Genomic DNA, 26,633 nt, shown 5'->3' on the forward strand with positions numbered 1-26,633 from the left:
GCTGGATAGAAATTTAAATACGAGTACGAATTAAAGATGCGACTGATATCCTGGCTGCAAATCAAAAATTTATTTCTGATAGCAAACACGAGTCATTTACATCTTTTTCAAACATCTAAACGAATAAATGGATTGTAACAAAATATATTTTTATTGAATTTATTAATAATTTTATATAGTTTCTTGTGAACGCTCATAAAATATTGTTTCTGCACGGATGATCCTGTAAATGGAGGCGACCCTTGAATAAATTAAATAATTCCATATTGCCCCTCGTATTTGCAACTCTGTTTTTTTTGAAAAACATTATTCCAAGGGGTAAACAGGACAATTGGTTGCCGTTAACCCAATTTTCACCTTTTCTTGTTGCCTTGCTTATTCTCTCAGTCATAACCGTTCCACTGTCCGGACAAGATCTGCAGACCAGCGACACCGGTATGCAGGACCCGGGCTATTCCAAGACACAGTCACCCGATGGCAGTATCGAAGCGGCTGTTCTCATGCACAGCCGCATGGGTATACGCATTGAAATGAACCTGAACAAAAACCGTCTTGACCTCTGGATATCTCCCCAGGCCGGAAAGGAACTGTCCAACCGGTACCGTAATTTTTCATGCCGCGATGATCATACCAATCTGTTCGACAAGATCACGTTTCCCGAACTGGTCAACAAACGTTTTCTCGGTTGCGACTATGATCCGTTTCATTCCGTCCTGCATTTCCAGGGTCAGGATATGCATATCGCTACATTGATCGATCAACCGGTGGTATTGGTCTGGTTCAGTCAGGAAGAAGTCATCGACTTTAAATCGGATAAACAGGATTCTTTACTGGAGCAATCTGATCAATTTCTCGGAGTCCGGCATCCCGATCGCGGACTGGTGCTTGATTTCTATGCAGGACTCGGTGGTGATGCGGTTTTCCAGCACCAGCCCGAGGTTTTGCTGCACCGGAGTATATATGCGCGGGCGGTGGTTCAGCCTGACGATTTTGTTGTGATAGGCGGAGAATTGTCGAAAGAGAATGTCAGACAGATCACAAGTCGCCTAACAAAAGGTAATCTGAACGAATTACTCGAAAACAGTGAAAACAAGATCGCGGCTGCGATTCAACCCGGTTCCCTGATTCTGAACGGCTTGCCAAGGGTACAGAAACTCTATGAGATCAACAAACGCCACATGCTGTCGGTACAGGATGCATCCGGTGCCCTGCGTGCTGCCCTTCGATATGTATATTACCTGATCTGGCTGACTGACGGCTCGGTCTGCGCAACCAGTATGGCACAGGCCGGAGATCCGGACTTTCTGCGCCGCTGGTGTGAATATTTTCTTGCCAATCCCACCCGACAGGATACGCCTCCGGAAGGCCCGTTTTACGGTCAGCTGGTGAACAAAAAGATCACCAAGCGGGAAGAGTTTGGCTCCCTGTGTGCTGTCTGGCCGTCATTCATGTATTGGGGGCTTGGCGGATCAGACCGTTTTGTCACCGGAGAAAACCTGCAGCTTTTGAAAAATGTGGTTGACTGGGTGGAACGGTATTGCTGGGATGCGGACATGCAGGCAATCGGAACGTATTACCTCGGCGGCGGCTCGGAAGATCCGTTTCTGGGAAGCAATGATTACGGCTATGACGCTGCGGTGGGATCATTTATGAGCCGAAATATGGGGTACCCCAGGTATAAAGGCAAGGCAATATTGCGGGCTTTTGAGTATGGAATGAACCTGAATCAATACAATATGTACCTGATGCTCTACTCAATCACATCCGGTGATGAAGCTGAAGAATATCTTGAAAAAGCAAAGACAGTCGCCCAATATCTTGAAAAACTCGATTCGATGGGTATTACAGCGTATTATCGATTAAAGGACAGAGAACTGGTTGCGGTACCATCCGGCAACCAGCGTACCGGTGATAACCTGGCCTTGTTTGCAATCCAGAACCGCGCCCCTGCTTACTATATGCCCAACTATCCGGATAAATTCATGCAGCGGACCACCGGCTACACACCGTTTAACGACAAGGACCTGCGCCATCATTATGCGACACAGATTTACGGTCGATTACAGGGATTAGATACCGAGTTTATGAATGAAGAGGATATTATAAAAACGATCCGGGCAACCCTCCCCTACCATATCAAGCCTTCACGTTATATCCCCATGCCCTGGTCCATGGTGGAATACTTTGGCGCGGAAGAAGGATCATTTCACGATATTCGTCCTCAGGCATTTTCTACAGTCCTTATATTGCTGCCCTGACCAATCTCTGCATTAAAACCATGCCACATGGGATTGCGATAAGAGGAACGAAATATGTTAAAGAGCTCCGGGATTTCGGATATTTGAACAGGAATATAAGCGTCTCTTACAGCGGAGAGGGAAATATTTCCTCGGTAACACTGAACGGCAACAAACTTGAACACACACTGCAGATTCCTGACGACCGGCTTCAAGCCGGTGACAATCGGCTCGACATTAAAATGGAAAATCAAATCAATTCTCTACCCTGCCTGGTATACTCGACAATCCGCTTGAATGATGTGAGCGAGGAAAACGGAATAATTGTCTATAATGTACAGGGATACAGCCAGAATGTACTGGTCATGAAAAATGTCAATCGTGAGTTTTTGGTTTTTGATTCACAGAATAATCCGGTACCTGTCACCCTGACGCCAAAAGGGAAATATCTGTTTGCTGAATTCTGGGGAAAAGGCGAGTACAGGGTAGAATGCAGAATGTAAAATTGATAGTTGTACCGATAAAAACTATCGTACTTTGCAGCAACTCATTTGGACCCGAAACGTGCAGGGAGAAAACACATTATTATCCGTTTTTTTCCTTAATATTTAATATAGATACCCGCAAATCACATGACATGTGACTGACGGTTAACAAAAATGAATACAGGAGTTTTGTTTGAAAAATCAATACAAACTTTTAATCCTTTCTTTACTCGTTCCACTCTATATCACTTTGCAAATCAGTGGTTGTCATAAAAGCACCCCTAGCAAAGAAATAATGCGTGTCGCCCAGTTCAATATCCGGGAACTGTCGACCGACAAACTGACGGATGTGGATTCGAGCGGTGTCGGCCAAAATGAGCAGGTGAACGCCGCGGCAGCGATCATCCGGAAAATCAATCCTGATGTGCTGGTGCTGAATGAAATCGATCACGATATCGATGCGCTGCGTAAAGGCCATGATCTGTCGCTCAACGCACAGCGCTTTATCGATGCATATCTGAATCAGGGGGACAATCCCCTGAGCTATCCGTATCTCTATGCCGCGCCGTGTAATACAGGACGGCTTTCCGATGAGGATCTGGACAATAACGGCATCATCGCAACCCAAGCCGACCATCGAACGCGAATCTACGGCGGCGATTGTTTCGGGTACGGCGAGTATCCGGGACAGTACTCGATGGCTGTGCTGTCGCGCTTTCCGCTGCAGTCTGAAAAAGCGCGCACGTTTCAGACCTTTTTGTGGAAGGATCTGCCCGACCCGGTGATCCCCAAAGACTGGTATTCTCCCGGCGAACTTGAAATATTTAGACTGAGCAGCAAATCGCATTGGGATCTCCCGGTGAACATCGGGGATAAAGTCATTCATCTGCTGGTCTCCCACCCCACGCCGCCGGGATTCGACGGCCCGGAAAATCGTAACGGCCGCCGCAATTATGACGAAATCCGCATGTGGGTGCACTATCTGAACCATGATTCGGTGCTGGTGGATGATGAGGGTGTTCGCGGTGGACTTGCGCAGGATGCGAGTTTTATCCTTGCGGGCGATTTGAATGCCGCACCCCGTGGAGATACGCTGGCGACGGGTCAGCGGGCCATTGATCAGCTGCTGAATCATCCCCACATTCAGGATTGCGGGCATTTACTGACCAGTCAAGGCGCGCTCCAGGGCCGGAAGCCCGGTCCGCCGGAATTCATCGAACGGCGTACCGCAGCATGGGGTGACCGCGGTCTGCGTATCGATCACCTGCTCCCGAGCACGGACTTGAAACCGATCAACGGCGGGGTGTTTTGGCCGGATTCCAGTGATGATTCCGAGGGCGCTGCGCTGGCGAAAAAGGCTTCGGATCACCGCTTGATCTGGCTCGATTTAAATATCGTACGGGAAATGGATAAATGAGGTATTAAGAGATTGGGCGGTCAGCAAAATTGCTGTCATTTGTGCGTCATCGGCAAAAACAAATTATTTATAGAGACCACGTCACGCAACCATGGATCGTAGATCAAATGAGGAAAGGTTCTATATGATCAGGTATCTTTTTTCCGGCAGTATTGTGATTCTGCTACTCCTCTCCTTTGCTGTTGACCCTGAAAAATCAAAACGGGCATTGCGCATCGCTTTCAAACGCTTTATTTCAATCCTGCCACTGTTCATCATGGTGATTCTGCTCACATCGATTGTTCTGGGATTTGTCACGGAATCGACAATTCAGAACGCACTCGGGTGCGCTGCAAACCGCTGGACAGCCACTGCGGTATCCGCATTGCTTGGTTCATTTGCGATAATGCCGGGATTCATCGCCTTCCCTCTGGGTGCGATTCTCAGGAACAGCGGAGTGCTTTATATGGTGATTTCGGCATTCACCACAACTCTGATGATGGTGGGTATAATCACCTTTCCCATTGAAAAAGCCTTTTTGGGAATGCGGGTGGCGATCGTTCGCAATATTCTTGGATCGATCACTGCCCTGCTTGTCGCTGTCGCTACCGGTATTGCCTTTGGCGAGGTCGGGTTTTGAAAAAACAAATCCTGTTCACAAGCGTGGTGGTTGCTTTTATCGCTTTTGCCTGGTTTTCATATGCAGCGGATATTCCGGCCGGACGCCGTGCGCTTACCGGATTGGTTGATTTTGCAACGCAGATGGCCATTCTGCTGCCGGCCGCATTCGTACTGATCGGATTGTTTGAGGTGTGGATCAAAAAAGAAACCGTGGAGCGTTATTTCGGCGAGAAAACCGGATTCAGATCTTATCTTGTGGCCATTGTTCTGGCCGGAATCACAATCGGCGGACTCTATGTGGCGTTTCCACTGGCGTATACATTGTACAAAAAGGGAGCAAAGCTGGCGGTGATATTTACATACATTACCGCCTCTGGAATCTGTAGAATTCCGATGACCATTTTCGAAGCTTCTTTTCTCGGCATAAAGTTTACCCTGATACGTTTCGCTGTATCACTACCGCTGGTCATTCTGACATCATGGGGGCTCGGATATGTTCTGCAAAAGCGCGGCTATGCGCTGAAATCTCCGGGAAATGAGTCATTGCAGTGATATAAAATCCATGACCGCCCAGGAATAACCGTCTCTTTGCTCTTGTTATTTGTCAAAAAGGAGAGCAATGAATATACTGATTATTCATATCGCATCAAAGGGATGACCAAAAATATCCTGGCAACAGGGTAATGGTTGATAGTTACATACAAGCTGTGCATTTAATCGGCATGACGCGTCTTAAAACCCTTTCATATCAAGTAAAAAATGATTACTTTAAAGGTCATTATGTGCCTGTAAACAGCAACCATTAATAGCACGAGTTCCCAATGACACACAATGACGTTTTAATTTCGCACCCCTACGCTCTGCTCGCTATCATGATGCTCATTCCGGTTATATTCATCGGGCTTGAAAAAAAGACGGGCTGGAAACTGTTCGATTATTTTCCACCGATAATCTGGATTTTCGTGGCCCCCATCGTCATGAGCAGTCTGGACGTGATTCCCAATGAATCGCCGGTATACACCAATTTCAAAGCTTTTGCCGTTCCCATGTTTATCATTCTCATGCTGCTGGATGTGGACATTCGCGCTACGATGAAAATTGCCCTGCGCAGCATGGGGGTAGTGGTTCTCGGTTCCATCGGCGTGGTCATCGGCGGTATGGTCGCCTTTTTCATGCTCAAAGGGCAGCTCGGTCCCGAGTCCTGGCGCGGATTCGGCGCGTTAGTGGGCAGCTGGATCGGCGGTACCGGTAATATGGCTGCTGTGGCCGAAGCCGTATCCACCCCTCCCACCATGATGGGAATTGTGGTGCTGGCGGACACGTTTATTTTCATTTTGTATTTTCCGCTGCTGTTTGCCGCCAAACGCTGGGGCAAACCGTTTGCACGTTTTGCACGTGTGACGGAAGAACAGTCCGAGCGTACCTACAAGGCGGTCAATGATCTGAAACAAAAATCCAAAGAGGTCAATTTTCGCGATGTACTGACGCTGTTCGGTGTCGGATTTCTGCTGATCTGGATTGTCGAAACAATTTCCGGCTACCTGCCCGTGGTGCCGGGTATTTTTACCGAAAAAACCTGGGAAATCCTGATCCTGACCACATCCGGACTGATTCTCGCCACCACCCGGTTCCGCAATGTTCCGGGCACCAGTGCGCTGTCCATGGCTCTGGTGTATACGTATTTGTCCATGATCGGCGCGCAGGCGGACATTGCGCAGGCGGCAACCGCCCCGTATTTCATGCTGGCGGGCATCGTCTGTATGATCGTCCACCTTTTGCTGGTTGTACTGGGCGCCAGGCTGTTCAAAGTGGATATTCACATGGCCGCCATTGCCAGTGTCGCGGCCATCGGCGGCGCAGCATCCGCTCCGGTGGTTGCAGCCTATCACCGCAAAGAACTAATCCCCATCGCCATACTGCTGGCGCTGGTCGGTTATGCGTTGGGCAATTATCTGGGACTTTTAGCGGCGTACGGATGCCGCTGGATGATGATGTAGTCAAGTCAAAGAAAGCATAGTTTATTAGGAATCATCATGCAGAGTTTAAAAAGCTGCTTTTTCAACTTTATGATATGATGCGCAATCGGCATATTTTTCAGGTAAAATTGAAAAAACTGCGCTTTGACTTTGACACTTCCATTAAAGAATTTCGGCAACAATGCGAAAACGGTGCATCAAAATAGGCAAAACTTCCGGAGGGCGTACGCTTTCAAGAAGAGATGATCAAAAGCATCAAGGCCGAGTAAATAATCCCGGAGAATGCAAATCCCGACAAGCTGAGTCTTTACGTCCATGGAGGCAGCTATGTATCCGGTTCCTGCAGTGATCATCGCGGATTTGTGTCCAAATTCGCCAAGACCTGCGGCTATGTCAATCTGGTTTATACCTACCGTTTGGCACCGGAACACCCGTTTCCGGCCGCGCTGGATGATTCCGTCATGGTGTACAAAATACTGCTCGACAAAGGGTATCAGCCGAATCGCATACTTGTTGCCGGAGGCGGTCTATAACCCTGGCCTTGCTGCTGGCCCTGAAAGAACAACATTTCTCATTGTCGGCCGGAGCTGTCGCTATTTCTCCCTGGACGGATCTAACCTGTTCCGGTGATTCCTATCGAACAAAAAACAAAAAATCCGTTGCCCCGTTGAATTCATAAAAGGTGTTCAGTGCTCATTATACCGGCACTCACTCTGCAAAACATCCGCTCATCCCCCCCTGTACGGTGATCTGCAGGGACTCTCCGGTTTTTATCAATGCCGCAATGGATGATGAATTGTATGACGACGCTGAACGCTTTTACCTGAAAGCAAAAAAGGTCGATGTCGATTTTGAATTCCGATCCGGAGTCGGTAGGGTACACTGTTATCCGCTACTGTCGCCCATGTTCCGTGAAGCTGCCGAGGCTATGGATGAGATTCGCACATTTATTCGCCGACGTTTGGAAATTTGATTTCGGCCGGGGAAAACTAAAAGAATCCGGAATATAAAGGCAGATAGCCGGTACTCACAAAACCGGGTATAGTTTTAGTATAATCCGCAAAGCCCTGTCATTATCAAGCCCGTACCTCGGGGAATTGATAGAGATGTCGGAATGATGCTTGAAATAACCGCGGTATTCTGGAGAGCCCACTTTAATAAATTCCAAAATGCATAAAAAAAGCCCGAGAATGTAACGGCTGCATTCCCGGGCTTTATTAATTAACGAAAATAATTGAACGTGCTATCGAACCAACAGCATCTTTTTCGTTTCAGAAAACTGATCTGCGCTAATACGATAGTAATAAACTCCATTGCTGACAGTCTGACCGTTTTCATCCAAACCGTTCCAGCGTACAGAATGGTGTCCGGCGGTCTGTTCTGTGTTAACCAGGGTTTTAATGGACTGTCCGAGAGAGTTGTAAATGCTGACGGTAACCTGTGAGGTCTTTGGCAGCGCGTATTCTATAACCGTTGACGGGTTGAACGGATTGGGGTAATTCTGAGTGAGACCAAAATGATTTGGTTTTTCGGTCAACTCGTCTACACCCGTATCCTCCAGCAAATTTTCAAACCAGACAATCTCGTCTCTGCCTGTCGAAGCTGCGACGATATCCGGGAATCCATCACCGTCAAAATCAGCCGCTGCAACGGCCATGGGGCCACGAATTTTTAGATAGCCGCCAATTATCTTTTGATTTGAAAAAGATCTATTGCCCGTGTTTTCAAACCAGGCGATTTTGTCATCACGGTAAGCATCCGAGTAGGAAACGGTCACGATATCCAGGTCACCGTCTTTGTCAAAATCGGACGCAAAAGCTGATTTTACACCGACCGTGGAATCCGTTACAGCTCTTGTCCTGAAAGTTCCGCTTCCACTGTTTTCATACCATTCGACTTTGTCAGCATCTTCTATAGAAGCCAACACATCCGGATCGCCGTCAACATCCAGATCGACCTTTGTAATATTACAATTACCTGCCGGTACAAGGGTGTATATAATATTCGGCTCATCCGCAAGTTCAAGTTCATCATCCTGGATCCCTACATTTTCATGCCAGGCAATATTGCCGGTTTCTTTTGAAATTGTGACAATATCCGGATCACCATCCTGGTCCATATCGGCAGCAAACATCGACGATAGTCCGTCAAGTTCAGCAAGGACCTGCTGGCTTCCAAACTCTGTATCACCCGTATTTTCATACCAGGCAATCTTTGTATCTTTGATGGAAGCTGACACCACATCAAGGTCTCCGTCCTGATCCATATCAGCTGCATATACAGAGTTTGCTCCGCTTGCCTCATTGGTGATCATTTTCGGTTCACTAAAAAAACCAGCGCCGGTATTTTCATACCAGGTAATTCTGTTATTAGCGTATGTGGCTGAGAGAACATCGAGATCACCGTCAGCATCCAGATCAACAACATAGATAGACTGAACATCATCAGCGTCTTCATCTATGAGCAGCGGCTGACTGTTGAAATTCCCGGTTCCGTCATTTTCATACCAGACAATATTGTCATCACCGAATGATCCCACAATAACATCCTGATCTCCATCATTATCCAGATCAGCGGTATGTATGATATGAGGTCTACTTCCAGGAATTGTGTTGATGACCATTGGAGTCTCCGAACATACCCTGGCCAAAAGCAGCGGGTACAACGCAAAACGTTAGCATTACATATAATGCTGTTGTTAACGCATTTTTCATAATTACCTCCCGATTTTGTCTGATAATTATTTGAATTAGAATTAATTAGTACTTTAAACCAATCAAATATATAATAAATAACATAAAAAGCAAAGCTATTAATCCTAATATTTATAAAAAATCAAGACAAACTGAGGTGCGGTCAAGCTTTTGATTTTTATGTGCTGTTTGATTCATTGAAAAAGCGTTGCAACCTTGAAAAGGCTTCGTTATTTAACGAAGAAATCCGTAAAATTCTAAAATAATGTCTGATCAAATGAATTGTATTGCATGTTTTTCAAAATAAATATTTTGATTACCGCGAGCATGATTATCTTTATGCAATGCTCAGACAGGCATCAAGAACAGTCCGTTAAAAAACCAGTTTTTGGCGGAATCCTGAAAACAGCCTGTCTGGCCTCCATTGAAACCCTTGATCCCCAGCAATTAATATTTAAAACCGATTACAAAGCAGCCTCAATTGTGTACGAAGGCTTGACCACATTTGTCGGCGACTGCGATGAACCCAAGCCTTGTCTGGCTGAGAGCTGGGCCCTGAGCAGTGACGGCAAAAAGCTGACATTTTTTCTGCGTGATTCGGTATTTTTTCATAATGATCCTTGTTTTCCGAACAGCAGAGGCCGGCGGCTGTGTGCCGATGATGTCATTTATACATTCCATCGACTGGCTGACGCTCGAACCCAATGCCTTGAATACAGTATGTTTGCCGGAAAGATAATCGGTATCGATGACTATCATACCGGAAAGACCAAGCATATATCCGGGATTGTAAAAAATGACAGTCTCACAGTTACGTTCATGCTGACCCGACCTTTTGCTGCATTTTTCAAGTATCTGGCGACACATATTTGCTATATCGTTCCGCAGGAAGCAGTAACCTATTATGGAGACTCGTTTTCACACCATCCCGTCGGAACCGGCGCCTTTCGGCTAAGCCGCTGGCAGCAGCTAAAAACCCTTTACTTTGAGCGGCATTCCAATTATTGGAAAAAAGACAACTATGGCCGGCACTTGCCGTATCTGGACTCTATACATCTACACCTGATTTCCCGGCCGGTTATGGTTATCTCTGAACTGTACAAAGACAATCTTGATCTTGCCACTCTCAATCAAAAGCAATTCGATCAGCTTGTAAACCAGGACAAACTGCATGAACAGCATTTTATGATCCAGGCCACTCCTTCCTATAATATTCGCTTTTTTGCTTTTTCTCTGAACAAAACAGGCAAGGCGACCCTTAAACCTGATTTAAGACAAGCGATTGCTTGCGGTTTTAACCGGGAGGAAATTCTAAATTCTCTAAATACAACCCCGGCACAGACTTTTGTCCCGGCAAAGATGCTCAGGACCAGCGAGACAACATGGTACACGTATGACCCGCGTAAAGCCGAACTTTTAGTAAAAAATTCCGGGTATGCAGGAGAACAATTTTGTATTGCCTCCAATATAGAGACAGAAGAAGTGAATCAGCTGCAGCTTGATTGTCTGCAATTGGGTTTAAATGCCGAGCTCTGCGTTCAAAAATCAGATTATTACAGCTGGGTATTCAAGGAACGTCCTGTTCTTTTCCGGGTAAGTTTTCAACCCAACTATCCGGATCCGGAAGCTTACTATAACCTTTTTTATTCCAAGATATTCAGTTGAATATAAGCGGTTATCAAAACAAGACGTTTGACCGCCTGTTTGAATCCAGTCTCAGTGAAACGGATTCGCTTCACCGATTGTCACTTTTTTCAGATATGGAAAAGCTGCTAAAGCGTGATGTCCCCGTACTTTTGTTAACAACAGAGCAGTCGGTCTACCATATCAGAAACACAAACGTCAACGGTTTTCGAATAAATTTCACTATAGAAGACTATTCGCAAATCTGGTTGGAAAAGCATGATGAAAACCCGTTATAAACTCAACACCCAAATTCAGCCTGTTCCTGACTGGATTTACAATGGTTCTGTTGATTAGTGTTTTATCATTTATTTATTTCAATCACATCTCATTAATCAAAAAAAAAGCAGAGCGTGAATTTATATAATTATCATACCCGCTTCCAGAATGAATTCCAGGCGCTGCTGCACGATTGTAAACTTGAAATGTATCCTCTTTTATATTCAGTCCCTCCCTCTGCCAATGAATTAGACGCTTTTATCACAGCCTATCCTATAAAGTACATCTCTCTTACAATGGGTAGCCCGGAATCCAGAGCAGTGCGGATTTCACCTGTGAAAATCTACGGGGGTGAGATTATATCAAAAATAGATACATTGGACTTTATCAATTCCAGTCCGCCCCTGAACCGCGACCGCAGGTCTATTGATATTCACTTTATGCACCCGGCGGACAGCAGTATGCATATTTTGGCCTCTGTGGCGCTTGATCATATTGTGGAACAAATTCTAAACAGTCTGCAGCTTCCTCCGATCTATACTTACTTTCTAACAAATTCAAACTATACCATTCTGCATTCCAACAGCATACACAATATTGGCAGCCAGTTCGATCAAATTGTTGATAATCGCGAAATATTTGCCGCTCATTCCGGTTTTTCATCTGAATACGCATGGCAAAGCTCTGAATTGCCTTATGGACTGGTTTTGTTTTTGCAAAAAGACCTGAAACCGGAATTCGCTGAATTGCACAGAAACCTGATCGGCCTGCTTGTTTTCATCCTGTTGCTTCTCCTGACTGTTTTGCTAATTGTCAGGATAATGGCTGGAAAGCTGGCAGCATCCCTGCAGGAGATAACTCGCGTCACTCAGCGAGTCTCGCATGGAGATTTCAGTCAAACAATTAAACTGCAGCGCCGGGATGAACTGGGAGAGCTGATCATGACATTCAATCAAATGGTGGATCGCCTGAATAAAAGTTACCAGGCACTCGAAAAAACCAATATAGCCCTTGAACAAAGTTTTTCCGAACTGACACGTACACGGGCTGAACTTTCTCAAAAACAAAGACTTGCGCTTGTCGGAGAAACCCTGTCAAAAATTTCTCACGAAATACAGAACAAAATCGGCGGTGTCTCCATTTGGGTGCAGAATCTAAAGATTATGGCAGCAGAGAATCCCACTATCAGCCTGTATACTTTAGAAATAGAACAGTCTCTTGATTCTTTTATGCAAATGCTGAGCAATTTTAAACGTTTTTATCGGGAACCCTCTTTAAATGTGACTCTGATTGATGCTGCGGATCTCGTCAGTGATGCAATATGGCCGTTTATAAAAGACGCTGAATCCAGAAATATCAAACTCAAAACGCATATCAAAGACCGGATTGACATCCGCGCTGATCAAGATCAAATGCTGGATGTGCTGTCCAATCTGATTATGAATGCCTTGTACTTTTCATCAGACGGAAGCGCCATAAAATGTACCGTCACCCGCAATGATGGCTATTGTAAAATAACGGTTTGTGATGACGGCCCCGGCATCCCGCCCGGTGACGAAATCCAAATCTTTCATCCGTTCTATACCACAAAAACGAGCGGCAGCGGCCTGGGTCTGGCCATTGCATCCTCTGTCATCAAGGCCCATAAAGGCAGCATAACCGTTCATAATGAGCCCGGCCATGGAGCCTGTTTCAGTTTATTTTTGCCGCTTGAAACGAATAAATCCTAACTTTTGGACCAATTATGCATATTTTGATAGCAGAAGATGACACTGCAATCCGCAAAGGCATTGCTGTTTTTATGAAACATAAAAACTATGACGTTACATCCACAGCTGACGGACAAGAGGCATTTAACCGCTGTAGGAAAAATCCACCCGATGTTATCATTTCGGATTTAAAAATGCCCGGAATGACCGGGATTGATTTACTGGACAAACTCGCTGAAAAGGAATTGCACATTCCGGTTATTATCATTACCTCTTATGCGACTGTTAAAAATGCAGTAGAGGCCATTAAAAGAGGGGCGGAAGATTATCTGACCAAACCTCTCGATCTGGAAGAGCTGCATTTAAAAATCAAACGTATTCAGCGTAAAATAAATTTAGAGGCAGAAAACCGTAATCTGCGAGCAAGTCTAAAACGACACGAAAACCCGGACATGATCGGACACAGCCGTGTCATGCAGCAGCTGCAACAATTGATTCTGCACATCGCCCGGGATCCTGATATACCGGTCATGATTTACGGTGAAAGTGGCACCGGTAAAGAATTGGCAGCTCGCGCGGTCCACAACAACAGCAGCAGAGCCGGTTCACCGTTTATCGCAGTCAATTGTGCAGCGCTCCCTGATAACCTGCTGGAAAGTGAGCTGTTTGGATACTGCCGCGGTGCTTTTACGGGTGCGATGGCAGATAAACCCGGTTTTTTTCAGACTGCGGGATCTGGCACGCTTTTTCTGGATGAAGTCAGTGAAATGAGTGCACATATGCAAGCCAAACTACTGCGTGTGCTGCAGGAACATGTAATTTATCCGTTGGGCAGCAGCAGTGAAGTACCAGTCCAGGCGCGGGTGATCGGAGCTTCCAACCGCGACCTGACAGAAATGCTACATCAAAAGACATTCCGTGAAGATCTGTATTACCGGATGAATGTCATGGAGATCACCGTTCCTCCGCTGCGCAGCCGCAAAGAAGACATTCCCGTTTTACTCGAGTTTTTTATAAAGAGATATAAACGCTCTTTACCCGCCTTTAACCTTACCGCAGATGCGATGAATGAACTGCAGTCTTATCACTGGCCCGGCAATATCCGCGAACTTGAAAACCTGACACGCAGATTGCTGCTTCTTTGCAGTGGAAGCAAAGTTTCTTCCCTGGATCTGCCGTTTTCAGTGAAAACACATCATCACAATGACTGGAACGAATTCCTGCAACGGCCGAATATCAAGACGGCCTTACAGGAAATCACCGACAAATTTGAGCAGCGTTATCTGTATTTCCATTTGCAGAAACACGGGGGAAATATTTCTAAAACAGCAGAGGAAATTGGTTTATCACGTGTGGCGCTGCATCAAAAAATAAAACGATACAAGATAACTGTTAACTCCGGTTAACACTGTTCCAAAGGGGTTAAATAGCAGCACTTTTATTTAATATACTGTTTTACATAGACTTGGATTACCTTGTTGATTTCGTCCACCAACAGGGCGCTAAAACAAGTGTAAGGCCCGGTTAACAGACATCTGTTCTCAGTATTCTTTTATATTATTGTTTATACTATATTTACATTCGTTTTTATACACTGGCACTGCCTTTGCTTGTCATATTGCATGCAGACACTGAATAACAAATCCCTTCTCATCATTGAACCTGACCCCTCATTGGGGCGCGGGATATCTCATGCTCTGCAAGATATGTTTGCCGAGATACAGCATATAAAAAATCCAATGAAAGCTGTCGCAAAATTAGAAATAAAGAGATTTGATGTCATTGTCTGTGAACTTTGTTTTCAAACCATGGACGGCATCCCTTTGATCCGGCTTGTCAGACAAAAAGCGCCGGACACAACCATTCTGGTACTCACATCGGATTTGACTCAGGATATAATAGCCGCTCTTGAACAATGCAATGCCGTCGTTCTGGAAAAACCATTGAATATAAACAAACTTAAAAGCAGTCTCGCGTTATAACAGTCAACAGATATAGGCCCTGGAACAAATCAGGATATGTAATTCATGCAATTTATCCATCCTGAAAGCATCAGTTATCTCGGGAAAGAAATTTGAACAAGCTATTTCGCACAAAAATTAATATGTATGACAAAAAAGTTTCAATTCGTTTGACAAGACTCATCACGATGAAAGGAGAAAATGATGAAAAAAGAATTACACAGTATCGTAACGGTTGGTTTTATTCTCTTGGTTCTTATGACGAAAATGCTCTCGGCGCAACCTAAACCCACTGTAATCATGAATCAGGCTTATGATTACACCGGGGAATGGTATAAAGTAGGGAAAACCACGTTTGACTATTTATCAAACAATCAAACGATTCAAACCGAATACGGATGGATTCCGCCGGATTGGAAGGCTCTCAATCGCACCCTTACAACGATCGATGACCACGATAATATGACGGAATTCATACTGGAAATGCCGGAGGATGGAGAATGGACGCCAGTGGTGCATTGGGCCTATGCCAACACATATCAGAACGGCCGGCTGATGGAGGTTAAGCAAGGTGATCCGGCATTAATTCAAATGGGATTATTCACAAGCCGAAAAGTTTATGCTTATAATGCGGATGGAAAAATCACGCAGATAACCCAACAACTGAATACAGGATCAGCATGGGCTGATATCAGTCGTAGCGTGTACCATTATCAGGGAAATGACATTGATTATATCACCGAAGAGGATTATGACGGGTCGAGTACAAGCTGGACCTATAACCAGAAAAGCGTGCATACTTTTACGAGCGGCACGTTGTTCTCGCTGGAAGAATTGGAATGGGATGGGGACGATTGGGTACCCATAGAATTGCACGAGTATTACTATAGCGCTGACGGCTCCATAGACAATATATTAGTAAAGGATTGGCAAGACGGGGCGTATGAAATCCAGAGAAGATTTGTCTATTCATATGGCGGCACATCGGTTAATGAACGCTCCTCAGGGCTGCCCAAAACCTGTACTCTGTCCAGTTATCCCAATCCGTTCAACCAAAAAACAATCATACAATTCAGTATTGACGCTGATGTTCAAGTCAGTTTAAATGTTTTTAATGTTATGGGCAAAAAAGTGCGCTCACTTGTTGTCGGAGAACTCAGACTAGCGGGTTTTCATCAGCTCAAATGGGATGGCAGGAATGACGCCGGTCAGATACTGCCGACAGGCAGTTATATCTACCGATTATCGACGCCTGATCGTACCCTCAGCAAAATGTGTTTTTTAATAAAATAGATCACAATCGAACGCCCCGGTTTATCGGGGCGTTCGGTATATCCAAGGTTCAAACTGTTTGATTCAGGAACTTTTCCAGGCTGCGTTTGGCCAGTTTCGGATTATTGATCACCGCCGGGCCGGCGATACAGCCGCCTTCACAGGCCATAACCTCGAGAAAATTGCAGTCGCAGGAATCCGGATATCGCTTCAGAGCCCTGACCTGCTTTTTGTCCAATCCGTCAACCTGCCCGCTCTTGACCGCCGGCCCGTTTACAGCATGTTCGATGGCCCGGCTGACACCGCCGAGCGCGGCAAATCCGCGACCCTCGGCATGCGCTGGCATTTCCAGTGCCGACGGTTCGCACTGCTGGACATCAATATCCGCAGCCACAAACATGGATCCGAGTTCTTCGATACTCAACACCAGATCAACCTGCTCATCATCCAGCGCTTCATGCCGTTTGGCCACACAGGGACCGATAAATATGGTCTGCGAATCCGGCCAATGTTCACGCGCTTTTTCGGCCGTATAATGCATGGGCGTCGGTGTATCTGAAATAAACGGCTCCAGTTCCGGTAAATGTTTGTTCACGGTTTCAGTAAACGCGGGACAACAGGATGTCGTCATAAAATGTGCACCATTCTGCATGCGTTCGGAAAATTCCTCGCTTTCGTGCGCAGCAGTCATATCAGCGCCATAGGCAACTTCGATAACATGATCAAACCCAAGCTCCCGCAAAGCAGTCACCATCTGTCCCAGTTCTGCCGAAAACTGTCCGATGATCGCCGGAGCGACCATAGCCGTCATGGGCTTTTTCTGTTTGAGTCGTTTAAGCACATCAATCATCTGCGACCGCTCCATGATGGCGCCGAATGGACAGGCTCGCATGCATTTGCCGCAAAACGTACATTTGTCATAATCAATCTGTTCCTTGCCGTCCTCATCTTTGCTGATGGCGCCTACCGGACAGGCCTCTTCGCACGGCACCGGCATATAAATAATGGCATGATAGGGGCATTCTTTTTGGCAGAGACCGCAATTCACACACAGATCCGGATCAATGACGGCGCGGCCGTCCTGCATTTTGATGGCATTCTTTTTACAGCTGGTCATGCACGGCCTGGCCACACAGCCCCGGCAGGCATCGGTGACGTAATAATTGGAGCGCACACAGGCGCTGCAGGCTTCATCCAGAACCGTCAATATCGGCGCTTCAATATCCTGCCGCTGTTCCGCCTGTTCAGCGTATTCGCACAATGGTGTGAGCTCATCCTGTTCCTCTTCCATGCGGTGACCCATCAGCGCCATCAGGCGGTACTTGGTCATGGCGCGGTCTTTGTAAATACAGCAGCGAACGGATTTTCCGCGCCGGGGAAACATTTCAACAGGAATTCGGTCTATATCCTTAACTTTATCTTGTAAAACCAGGCGGGCGAGACGAATCATGAGCTCGCGTCGAATCAATGTCGCGTTGTTGAGTACGTTCATTCTTCACCTGTTATTCGTTTGAGTTCCGTTATCACGTTGTGTATGCTGGCTTGCTTAATCAATTTACCATTCACCCGCGCGTACGGGGCTTCACCGGCGGGATTGGATTTACAGTGTTCCATACAGGACGTGCCCTGAATCTCCACCCGGTCTGCCAGAGATTCTGGAAGACTTTCTTCCAGCATAAGCAATTCCGCTCCGCCCATGACAAAACAGGTTGTTCCTGTACAGATCTCGACCTTGATCATATTCAACTCCTAAATAAATTGCAGTGTTGTTTCTTTCAAATGCTTGTCTTCAAGCGCTTGTTGAATACGTTTAATAATATTGCGCCGGATTTCAAGTTCAACCGGCACATGTGGATCCTGATGTGCATCATTGATTTTGGTTCCGACACAAAAATGGATTTTGTCATGATTCAGCAGATGCTGCACCAGAAGAACCGCTCCGTTGGGTTTCATGCTATCCGGATTCAGTCCGCTCTCCAGAATTTCCACAACTTTTCCGAGAGTAATTGTCCCTTCTGTCACCAGAGAGGCGCCCTGCATGTTTGAAGTGGGCGGCACATCCAGATGAATATGACTCAAATCCACATCAATCGGACGCCCGAGTTCGCGGCTGATAATGTTTGCCGTGGTGCCGCCGCACAGGATTTTCTCGCCTGTGAACAATTCAAAGATTTCGGCCATCTCTTGATCGCGTTCTTTGTGTATCGGCGGTCCGGTCATGATCAGCAGTTCACGCGGCTGGCGTACATTGATCACGCCGCAGGTAATGTCGTCCCAGGCTGCATTATAATTATGCGTGTATGCTTTCTGCACAATACGGCGCGACAGATCACGCGCGGATAGTTCGGGCTCGCGCTCCAGAATACCGCAGACAAACTGACGGATCGACGACTCGCGCCATCCGAGCGGAAATTCCGGGGTACCCATACCGGACTGGCTCACGCCGTCAGAAAAAAGAATAATCCGGTCGCCGAGCCGGGCTTTGAACTCAACGCATTTGAGCACATCCTCTTTGGTGTGCGTATTGTTGTCGAGTTTAATCGACTGCTTGGCCGTATCGATGACTTTGCCGTTGCGCACCAGGAGAAACGGCGGATTATCGTACTCTACAATACGCACCCGATTGTCTTTTTCCACATCCACAATGCTGAATGTCGAGTAACTGATCTTGCGGGTTTTACAGACCGGCAGTGTTTTCATAATCACCCGCGCCGCCTTTTCAATGTCCATGTGATTGGTCACGTAATTCAGCGCCATCGTAGCGGTTAACGTTGACAACACATTGGCTTTGACCCCGCTGCCGAGACCGTCCGACAATACCGAGATCACACGATTCTCATCTCTGACCTTGCGCGATAGAAACGCGTCACCCCCGACACGCTGCTGATCCTTGAACAGCTGAAAATAATCCACTTCCACATACGCCATATTATGTATCTCCCTCCACCCGTTCAGCGGAAAAAGACTGGACGATCGAATCCAGCATGGTTTCGGTTTCCGATGCATTTTCACCCAGTAAATAAGCAACTTTCTGCACAGTCTGCAGGTTTTTATCAATCACATCGCGGGTGCGTTTGATAATCTGTTCTTTCTGCATAGCCGGAGCAGTCACATCCTGAATCACAGCTCCAACGATCTGGTGCATCTCAATCGAAAAAATGGATACATTTAAAATATGATTATCGTATTTTATGTCCTTATTGACAATATCTTCACCGGACTGCAGGACCGCCTTGAAATAGTCTGCGAACGGAATTACGCGTTCCAGAAGCGCGTTCTGCATACCCGGATTGGCCTCAAACACCATGGAGGTTTCCTCGCCCAAGAGTCGGGCAAAATTGCGGTTACACTCTACAATCCGCAACTGATCATTGACAATCACCACACCGGAGGGCATACTGCGCAGCAGCGCATTGGCTTTTTTATTGGCCAGCTGGCGCATATAGGAAACACACATTTCACGTTCCGCTTTACCGCCGAGCATCGCCGCAGCAAACTCCCGGCAGCTGTCATACCCGCAGCCGCCGCAGTTGAGTTCATCATCCGTACTGTATTTGCCCACCCGGGCCAGAGCGTCGCGAATATCCTTTTCACTGTATTCGGGTTCCCGGACAGGTTCGGACCGATAGGTATTCCGGATATCCAGAGTCGGCTGACGCGGAATTTCCATCTCTGGATAAGACGTGTACTGGATTAAATTGTATCGTTTCATGGCGGTGGCCAGATTTTCACCGCTCCCCGGACCATTCACACAACCTCCGGCGCAGGCAAGCAGTTCCAGACAGATATTCGAGTCCGGCGGTACCTGCGGTAGATCATTGACCAGTTGTTTAATGTGCCCAAGTCCGGAAAACGACATAAACGTAGCATCGTTGACCGAACAATTGGCTTTGATGCCGGCGATCATACCGCCGTCGATGGGATACAAAGCGCCCTCCTGTGCCGGTTCCGGCACAAAGCTGTCATTTGCGTCAGCAGGCTGGTTCTGCAAATTGATGCCTTCAGCATCAAACCAGGCACGCAGGGTATCAAAGGTCAGCGCCACATTCAGCAGATCACGATATTCATCCGATTCGTGCATTTTTGAGATGCAGGGACCGATAAACACCACCGCAATATCGTCGCCGTATTCCCGGCGCAGCATCCCGGCGTGCGCCAGCACCGGTGAAAACAGATCATTGACCCGGTCGCTGAGCTCCGGCACATACTTTTTGATATACTGCACAACCGTCGGACAGGCTGAAGAAATGTATATTTTTCCGGTGTTCTTTTTCAACTGGTCACCCATGTGCGCGGACACTTCCTGTGCGCCAAGCGCTGTTTCAGACACACCGGCAAAACCAAGCTGCTTCAGCGCGCGGATGATTTGCCGCGGCCTGGCATGACTGAACTCGCTGACAAATGACGGCGCCAAAGATACATACACCGCTTTTTTCTGCGACAGCAGGCGCTTTACACGGCCAATATCATTACGCACACGCTTGGCGCCCACCGGACACACCTGCACGCAATGCCCGCACAGCACACAGCGCTCTTCCATCACCGAAGCCTTGCCCTGTTCAATGTGGATCGCTTTTACCGGACAGGCGCGCACACACTTGTAGCAGTCCTGACATTCCGGCTGCTCTGTATATATGGGATAATATGGATTCATCCTATTCCTTTAACTTTTTGACGCAGACTTGCATTCCTCTAAAATATCCACCACCATCACCGGCTCTACTTTTTTATAAAGCTTGCCGTTGATACGGATAATCGGACCGCTGTTGCATTGATTTTGACACAAACAGCCCTTGAGATGTATTTCAGCCTGTAAATTTTGTTTTTCGATAAATGACTGTATCATTTCCAGACTCTTGTGATTTCCGCGTGAAAAGCAGCTGCTTCCCATGCAGATCTCTATATTCAGTTGCTGTTTTGAACTCATGTTGCTGCTCCGTGGTTATGCCGATAGCCTGAATACACATAAAAGGTCAGTGTCTCCATGGCCACATTCAGATCGATATCGTGTACAATCACGTGTTCAGGCACGCGCAGGGTCACAGACGCAAAATTAAGCACTCCTGTGATCCCGGCTTTAATCAGTACTGGTTTAAAACATCCTGAACTGCTGTATTGGGCACGGCAAGAATCGCCAGCTTGATGTCGTGTTTCCGGATAAAATCCGAGAGCTTGTCCATTGCATAAACAGGCACTTGCGCATCCGGGTTCAATTTGTCTTTATCAACATCAAAAGCCGCTCTGATACGGATACGTTCTTTTTCAAAACCTGGATACCGGGCCATGGCGCGGCCCAGATTGCCGTATCCGACAATGACTGCGTCCCGGGTCTCTTCTTTGCCCAACAGGCGATCAAAATCTTCCAGCAGCTCCTCAATCTGATAACCGCCCTTTTTACGACCGGTAATACCAAAAATGGAAAAATCCTTTCGCACCTGTGAAGCGGTAAAACCCAGGGCATCTGCCAGGTTTTCTGAAAACACTTTGTTCATGCCCAGAGCGCGCATGCGCTTGACCACCATTTTATACTTTGACAGGCGAGTCACGTGGTTTTTTCGATAGATCATGCTGATTTTCCTTTTTTATTCACCATAATATAGCAATTAAAAGTGTTTTTGTCAACATTATAATACTTTTTATGCTTTTTTATGTTATTTTATTCACATTAAATGGTATTTATCAATAATAAAAAGTAAGAGCCTAAAGTCGGCTTTGGATGACTCGTTTTAGAAAAATATATTTTTATCTTTGCGGTGTACAAGCACTTTAATTTTCCACACTATTCAAGCATCCCCGAACATGGATGAAACCCTGGATCCGGACTTGCGTATTAATAAAATAATTTTAAATTTGCAATTCATTTCTTTCATCTGTTTTAAATTAGAGGATATTTTATGCGATTGTTTTTACTATTGATTCTATCGGTAACGACAGGATTTGCACAAGCTGACACATTTACCCAGACCATCCGCGGCCAGGTCACGGACAAGACCACAAACGCTCCGCTCCCTTCCGCCAATGTAATTATCATGGATTCAAGCCGGTCTCTGGGTGCGAGTACGGATCAGAACGGCAGATTCAATATTGAAAACGCACCCACAGGCCGCGTTACTCTCAAAGCAATGTATATGGGATACACTCCGGTCGTGCTCCGCAATATCCTGGTGCATCCGGGTAAAGAGGTTGTGCTGAATATTCAAATGCTGGAAAACATCCTGAAACTGGATGAGATCAGTGTCAAGGCGGATCTCGAATTTACACCCATTAATGAAATGGCGACCGTGAGCGCCCGGCAGTTTTCCGTGGAGGAAACAGAAAAATATGCCGGAAGCCGCGGAGATGTGGCGCGCATGGCCAGCAATTACGCCGGCGTGGCGTTCAGCAACGACGCTCGAAATGACATTGTGATCCGCGGCAACACACCCTCCATGCTGCTCTGGCGTCTGAACGGCGTCGACATTCCCAATCCCAATCACTTTGCCATGGAAGGCACCACCGGCGGTCCTGTTGGTATGTTGAACAACAATACGTTGAACAACTCTGATTTTTTCACCGGCGCATTTCCGGCCGAGTATGGCAATGCCATGTCCGGTGTATTTGATCTGAGTCTGCGCAACGGCAACAATGAACAGTATGAATTTCTGGGTCAGGTCGGATTCAACGGATTCGAATTCGGCGCCGAAGGTCCGTTTTCAAAAAACAGCCGCAGCTCGTTTCTGCTCAATTACCGCTATTCAACCCTGGATGTGATGGACAAGCTGGGGGTGGACATGGGAACCGGCGGTGTGCCCGAATACCAGGACCTCACACTGCATTTGGTATTCCCGACACAGAACGGTGTTTGGGACCTGTTTGGACTCTGGGGCACCAGCGGGATCAGTATCCTGGACAGCAAACGCGACGGCGATAACCTCTATTCGCCGGGTGGGCAGGATCTGTATAACGGCTCGAGTTTGGCTGTAGCCGGTCTCTCCTACACATATTTCCACAATAAAAACACCAGCTCGCGGCTGCAGGTTTCCGGATTGTATCAGCACAGCTGGACGGACATTTTTGATCTCAAGCAGTCCGGACGTCAGCGCTCCCTAAATGATGATTATATTGAATCGCGTCTGTCCCTGAGCTATGCTTTTAACAAAAAGCACAGCAGCCGCCTCTCTTCTGAAAGCGGCCTGAGCTATGACCGTCTGGCGGTAAATCTTGACGGACGCTATTACGATTTCGATGATGAACGGTTTTATTCTTATTTCAAGGACCGGATTGATCTCGAGGCAGGCCCGGGATACTGGCAGGCGTACAGCCAATGGCAGTATAAATTCACCAAGGCGACTGTAATAAATGCAGGGCTGAATGCCTCTTATTTCACACTGAACAGCAGCCGTTCCCTCGAACCCCGAATCGGAATATCACAGTCGCTTTCGGCAACAGACAAATTGTCATTGGCCTACGGGCTGCATTCGCGCCGCCAGCAGCTGCTCACCTATTATTTCTTTGACAGTGAAGATGGGAACCCCACTCCCATGAACCGGGATCTGGACTATACCCGGGCGCATCACCTGGTGCTGGGATATGACAAACGTCTGTCGGAACACCTTCGTCTCAAAGTGGAAGCTTATCTACAATCGCTGTACGATATCCCCGTGGAACGCACGCCCTCGTCGTACAGCCTGATCAACACCGGATCCGAGTTTAATATCAATCTGCACGACAATATGATCAATCAGGGTACCGCGCGCAACACCGGTCTGGAAGTTACGCTGGAACGATTTCTTGACAACGGATTGTACTATTTGTTTACCGGTTCATTGTTTGATTCCCGTTATCAGGGCAGTGACGAGATCACCCGTGATACACATTTTAACAATAATTTTGTCACCAATGTTCTCATCGGCAAGGAATTCCGCCTGAGCCAGAAACACACATTATTTTTTGACACCAAAATTGCCTGGGCGGGCGGCAACCGTTACACGCCCATCGATCTGGAAGCATCCAGACGCACCGGCGACATGACCACGATTAAGGAAAAAGCATTCAGCAAACAGTTTCCCAATTATTTCAAAACCGATATCAAAATCGGGTATCGTCAGAGTTCCAAACATATTACCCAGGAATGGATGTTTTATGTGGAAAATGTGACCAATCACGACAATGTGCTGATGTATTATTTTGATGAGGATACGGGTACGATCAAGACCAATTATCAATTGGGTGTGTTCCCGATGATGCAGTATCGGATTTATTTTTAAAATTTTCAAAATACTATCCGTAAATTATTAACATATTATTGCAACGGTGTGCCTGACTGTTCACGTCAAAAAACAATTTGTTGTTTTAATTTTTATTACTATTTTACAATGCGTTGATTTTAGCCTCCTCGACTGTTTTTAACTTTATGTTAATCCATACCTAAATTCGGTATTTGCAGCGGGGAGGCTGTTTCATGATCGGGATTCGATATTTCATTGACAATCTGACCTTGCCTGCAGTAAAATCCCGCTGTCCGTGCGGCCATTCTCATTAAATGCCTCTATTGTAAAATAGTATATGATTTCAGCATTCAGACTGTTGATGCTCAATATGGTATCCTGATAAACCATATATCGATGCGAGAGTCCCTTCTGACGTCCGAATATGTTAGAATAATGTTCGGCGAAATTGATCTGTACAGCACACACATCGTTCATTTTTTCCAGATCCAAAACCACAAATTCATCAGACTCGCCTGTTTCGGCAGGATCAGGGGATAATCAGCATATTTTGTTATCGAGTACAATGTTCCTTCTGCATCAAAAAAGGCAGGATAGAGTCCCAGTCGGCGTTCAAACATATGTTTTTGGGAAATTGTAATGGTGCCCATATGCCAGAGATTGCCGTATTCATCATGAAACGTACTTGCATGTCCGGCGCCGGCAGCAAATCCTTCCGGTTTGTAAGCAAAGGGATTGTGCGCCTGCGGCTGAAACAGTCCGAGAGGATTTTCTGAGGTGTAAACCGCGTCGCAGTAGCTTTTATACTCGGTACCCGGTCCTGAATACTGCAGATAATAAATGCCGTTGTGTTTATTCATCCAGGCGCCTTCAATCCAGGGCGCCTGGCCGGTTAAGCGGTTCGTATCACCCGGCACCTCCCAGCCGTACTGGTTCGGATTGGCATGTACAAGTTCGGCAGGTTCGCCGATAAACGAGAAATTATTTTTATAATCCACTTTAATTCCGTATATCATATCTTTATAGGATCAGAATAGATTCGGTCAGGTTAATGTTGCGCTTTTTATACTTTGATAAAAGGTCCTGATAACATGCAGTATTCCGGCCGAGAAATTCCGGCGGAGAAATTCCTTTTAGAGTATATAGTCCATTTAAAATCTGACGAGCAACAATCGCGCATGTATACCCCGTGGTTCTGGCCATAGAAGACACACAGTTTTTCAGATCATACTCGTCATACAAGTAATAGCTGTAACGTTTATTTGTTTTATCCTCAATCCCTTCGAGTATCACCTGCATTACAGTAAATTCCGGTTCATCATCATGTAGATACCATTGATCAAACAGCAGCTTTGAGGTCAGAGAGCGCGGGCTCACATTTGCTCCGTCAACCTCGACAGGATCAGCATCGAAAAAGCCGCTTTCTTTAAAAACCTGCATGAGTTCGGCGTGGCCCGGATAGCGCAGGGTTTTTTCACACATGTTCGCAATGTTCAGTGTATGTTGCAGCGTACGCAGGCCGTCAGTGTTGAACGCTTCGAGAGTCCCCACCTCTTCAAAATCAATCAATTCCAGGTCTGATAAAGCCGGTTTGACCACCGGTTTGCCGTTTTCAATAAAGCGTGCGGGACGAATATACTCCTGCAGCACATCTGAAGGCGAGAACGGTGCCTTGTATTCAAACGGCCCTATGCGTTTTTTGGGCAGTCCACCGACATAACAGATATACCGATGCGTCTCATCCAAAAGACTGTGCACATGTCCGGCCAGAATATTGCACAGACCCGGCGCAACACCGCAGTCGACCACTGCCGTCACTCCCCTGGATTTGGCGAGTTTGTCCAGTTCAAACGCATCCTGCTCAAAAAACGATATGTCCACCACATCTTTGCCCTGTGAGATGATCTGATGCAAGACCTTGAATCCGATAGATCCCGGCAGTGCATTGATGACCAGACGGCTGTCATCGAGCAGTTGTTTTACATGCTCATCATTCAAAATATCTGCCTGTTCAACAGTGATGGAGGTATCTGTTCCAAGCTTGTCAAGATTGTTCCGGTTATGGTCAACAGCGGTTACATGGTTATTTACATCCGCTGCAAGGTCTTTGACAATTGCCCGGCCTACCATACCCGCGCCCAGAATTGTTATGTTCATAAAGTCCTCTTGGGGAA

26 protein-coding genes are annotated in these 26,633 nt (G+C 46.6%); 15 read left to right on the plus strand and 11 right to left on the minus strand.

Annotated elements, in window-relative coordinates; translation table 11 throughout:
- Window positions 1-335 precede the first annotated feature (335 nt).
- The 8 genes from U5R06_07180 to U5R06_07215 all read left to right on the plus strand — a co-directional run bounded on the left by U5R06_07180 (window position 336) and on the right by U5R06_07215 (window position 7,688).
- The gene (locus U5R06_07180; protein MDZ7722587.1) at window positions 336-2,258 is read left to right on the plus strand and encodes a hypothetical protein; all 1,923 of its coding nucleotides are present in this window, start codon (window positions 336-338) and stop codon (window positions 2,256-2,258) included.
- 83 nt (window positions 2,259-2,341) lie between these two features.
- On the plus strand, window positions 2,342-2,740 hold the full coding sequence (locus U5R06_07185; protein ID MDZ7722588.1) for a hypothetical protein: 399 nt from the start codon (window positions 2,342-2,344) through the stop codon (window positions 2,738-2,740).
- Between the two features lie 175 nt (window positions 2,741-2,915).
- Entirely contained in the window at window positions 2,916-4,139 is a 1,224-nt protein-coding gene (locus U5R06_07190) for an endonuclease/exonuclease/phosphatase family protein (protein ID MDZ7722589.1), read from the plus strand.
- 124 nt (window positions 4,140-4,263) lie between these two features.
- Complete coding sequence (locus tag U5R06_07195; protein MDZ7722590.1) at window positions 4,264-4,758, plus strand: hypothetical protein; 495 nt, start codon at window positions 4,264-4,266, stop codon at window positions 4,756-4,758.
- Window positions 4,755-5,291 carry a permease gene (locus U5R06_07200; GenBank protein ID MDZ7722591.1) on the plus strand — a complete coding sequence of 179 codons (537 nt, stop codon included), beginning with the start codon at window positions 4,755-4,757 and terminating at the stop codon, window positions 5,289-5,291. The genes U5R06_07195 and U5R06_07200 overlap by 4 nt, the downstream gene beginning before the upstream one ends.
- Before the next feature lie 269 nt (window positions 5,292-5,560).
- A complete protein-coding gene (locus U5R06_07205) occupies window positions 5,561-6,736 on the plus strand; it encodes a DUF819 family protein (GenBank protein ID MDZ7722592.1) in 1,176 nt (391 codons plus the stop codon).
- Window positions 6,737-6,987: 251 nt separating this feature from the next.
- Entirely contained in the window at window positions 6,988-7,248 is a 261-nt protein-coding gene (locus U5R06_07210; GenBank protein ID MDZ7722593.1) for an alpha/beta hydrolase, read from the plus strand.
- 149 nt (window positions 7,249-7,397) lie between these two features.
- Window positions 7,398-7,688 carry an alpha/beta hydrolase gene (locus U5R06_07215; protein ID MDZ7722594.1) on the plus strand — a complete coding sequence of 97 codons (291 nt, stop codon included), beginning with the start codon at window positions 7,398-7,400 and terminating at the stop codon, window positions 7,686-7,688.
- 270 nt (window positions 7,689-7,958) lie between these two features.
- On the opposite strand, the gene U5R06_07220 is transcribed toward U5R06_07215, so the two are convergent.
- Complete coding sequence (locus U5R06_07220; protein MDZ7722595.1) at window positions 7,959-9,338, minus strand: FG-GAP-like repeat-containing protein; 1,380 nt, start codon at window positions 9,336-9,338, stop codon at window positions 7,959-7,961.
- 409 nt (window positions 9,339-9,747) lie between these two features.
- On the opposite strand from U5R06_07220, the gene U5R06_07225 reads away from it, so the two are divergent.
- The 6 genes from U5R06_07225 (at window position 9,748) to U5R06_07250 (ending at window position 16,273) form a co-directional block, all read left to right on the plus strand.
- The gene (locus U5R06_07225; protein ID MDZ7722596.1) at window positions 9,748-11,073 is read left to right on the plus strand and encodes an ABC transporter substrate-binding protein; all 1,326 of its coding nucleotides are present in this window, start codon (window positions 9,748-9,750) and stop codon (window positions 11,071-11,073) included.
- Entirely contained in the window at window positions 11,070-11,330 is a 261-nt protein-coding gene (locus U5R06_07230; GenBank protein ID MDZ7722597.1) for a hypothetical protein, read from the plus strand. Before U5R06_07225 ends, U5R06_07230 begins: the two co-directional genes overlap by 4 nt.
- Window positions 11,331-11,444: 114 nt before the next feature.
- Window positions 11,445-13,040 carry a HAMP domain-containing sensor histidine kinase gene (locus tag U5R06_07235; GenBank protein MDZ7722598.1) on the plus strand — a complete coding sequence of 532 codons (1,596 nt, stop codon included), beginning with the start codon at window positions 11,445-11,447 and terminating at the stop codon, window positions 13,038-13,040.
- A gap of 14 nt (window positions 13,041-13,054) precedes the next feature.
- On the plus strand, window positions 13,055-14,425 hold the full coding sequence (locus tag U5R06_07240; GenBank protein MDZ7722599.1) for a sigma-54 dependent transcriptional regulator: 1,371 nt from the start codon (window positions 13,055-13,057) through the stop codon (window positions 14,423-14,425).
- Between the two features lie 216 nt (window positions 14,426-14,641).
- Window positions 14,642-15,001, plus strand: a complete 360-nt coding sequence (locus tag U5R06_07245) for a response regulator (GenBank protein MDZ7722600.1) — start codon at window positions 14,642-14,644, stop codon at window positions 14,999-15,001.
- Between the two features lie 180 nt (window positions 15,002-15,181).
- Complete coding sequence (locus U5R06_07250) at window positions 15,182-16,273, plus strand: FlgD immunoglobulin-like domain containing protein (GenBank protein MDZ7722601.1); 1,092 nt, start codon at window positions 15,182-15,184, stop codon at window positions 16,271-16,273.
- Between the two features lie 49 nt (window positions 16,274-16,322).
- On the opposite strand, the gene U5R06_07255 is transcribed toward U5R06_07250, so the two are convergent.
- From U5R06_07255 to U5R06_07285, 7 genes are read right to left on the minus strand one after another with little or no spacing between them, the layout of a single operon-like run.
- Window positions 16,323-17,744, minus strand: coding sequence for a 4Fe-4S dicluster domain-containing protein (locus U5R06_07255; protein MDZ7722602.1), 1,422 nt, complete (start codon window positions 17,742-17,744; stop codon window positions 16,323-16,325).
- Entirely contained in the window at window positions 17,741-17,992 is a 252-nt protein-coding gene (locus U5R06_07260; protein MDZ7722603.1) for a (2Fe-2S) ferredoxin domain-containing protein, read from the minus strand. The genes U5R06_07255 and U5R06_07260 overlap by 4 nt, the downstream gene beginning before the upstream one ends.
- A 9-nt stretch (window positions 17,993-18,001) precedes the next feature.
- A complete protein-coding gene (locus tag U5R06_07265; protein ID MDZ7722604.1) occupies window positions 18,002-19,180 on the minus strand; it encodes a SpoIIE family protein phosphatase in 1,179 nt (392 codons plus the stop codon).
- A gap of 1 nt (window position 19,181) precedes the next feature.
- Window positions 19,182-20,906, minus strand: a complete 1,725-nt coding sequence (locus U5R06_07270) for a [Fe-Fe] hydrogenase large subunit C-terminal domain-containing protein (GenBank protein ID MDZ7722605.1) — start codon at window positions 20,904-20,906, stop codon at window positions 19,182-19,184.
- Between the two features lie 9 nt (window positions 20,907-20,915).
- Window positions 20,916-21,179: a (2Fe-2S) ferredoxin domain-containing protein gene (locus U5R06_07275; protein ID MDZ7722606.1), complete on the minus strand. Its 264-nt coding sequence runs from the start codon at window positions 21,177-21,179 to the stop codon at window positions 20,916-20,918.
- Window positions 21,176-21,313: a hypothetical protein gene (locus U5R06_07280; protein ID MDZ7722607.1), complete on the minus strand. Its 138-nt coding sequence runs from the start codon at window positions 21,311-21,313 to the stop codon at window positions 21,176-21,178. The genes U5R06_07275 and U5R06_07280 overlap by 4 nt, the downstream gene beginning before the upstream one ends.
- Window positions 21,314-21,333: 20 nt before the next feature.
- Entirely contained in the window at window positions 21,334-21,819 is a 486-nt protein-coding gene (locus tag U5R06_07285; protein MDZ7722608.1) for a redox-sensing transcriptional repressor Rex, read from the minus strand.
- Window positions 21,820-22,146: 327 nt separating this feature from the next.
- Between U5R06_07285 and U5R06_07290 the strand changes: the two genes are divergently transcribed.
- A complete protein-coding gene (locus U5R06_07290) occupies window positions 22,147-24,498 on the plus strand; it encodes a carboxypeptidase-like regulatory domain-containing protein (protein MDZ7722609.1) in 2,352 nt (783 codons plus the stop codon).
- 213 nt (window positions 24,499-24,711) lie between these two features.
- On the opposite strand, the gene U5R06_07295 is transcribed toward U5R06_07290, so the two are convergent.
- Genes U5R06_07295 through U5R06_07305 form a run of 3 tightly spaced genes read right to left on the minus strand, consistent with a single transcriptional unit; the run spans window position 24,712 to window position 26,616 of the window.
- The gene (locus tag U5R06_07295) at window positions 24,712-24,936 is read right to left on the minus strand and encodes a hypothetical protein (protein ID MDZ7722610.1); all 225 of its coding nucleotides are present in this window, start codon (window positions 24,934-24,936) and stop codon (window positions 24,712-24,714) included.
- Window positions 24,933-25,457 carry a family 43 glycosylhydrolase gene (locus U5R06_07300; GenBank protein ID MDZ7722611.1) on the minus strand — a complete coding sequence of 175 codons (525 nt, stop codon included), beginning with the start codon at window positions 25,455-25,457 and terminating at the stop codon, window positions 24,933-24,935. Before U5R06_07300 ends, U5R06_07295 begins: the two co-directional genes overlap by 4 nt.
- Before the next feature lie 22 nt (window positions 25,458-25,479).
- Window positions 25,480-26,616: a saccharopine dehydrogenase C-terminal domain-containing protein gene (locus U5R06_07305; protein ID MDZ7722612.1), complete on the minus strand. Its 1,137-nt coding sequence runs from the start codon at window positions 26,614-26,616 to the stop codon at window positions 25,480-25,482.
- Window positions 26,617-26,633: the final 17 nt, after the last annotated feature.

This window comes from candidate division KSB1 bacterium (assembly GCA_034521575.1).
Taxonomy (GTDB): domain Bacteria; phylum Zhuqueibacterota; class Zhuqueibacteria; order Residuimicrobiales; family Krinioviventaceae; genus JAXHMJ01.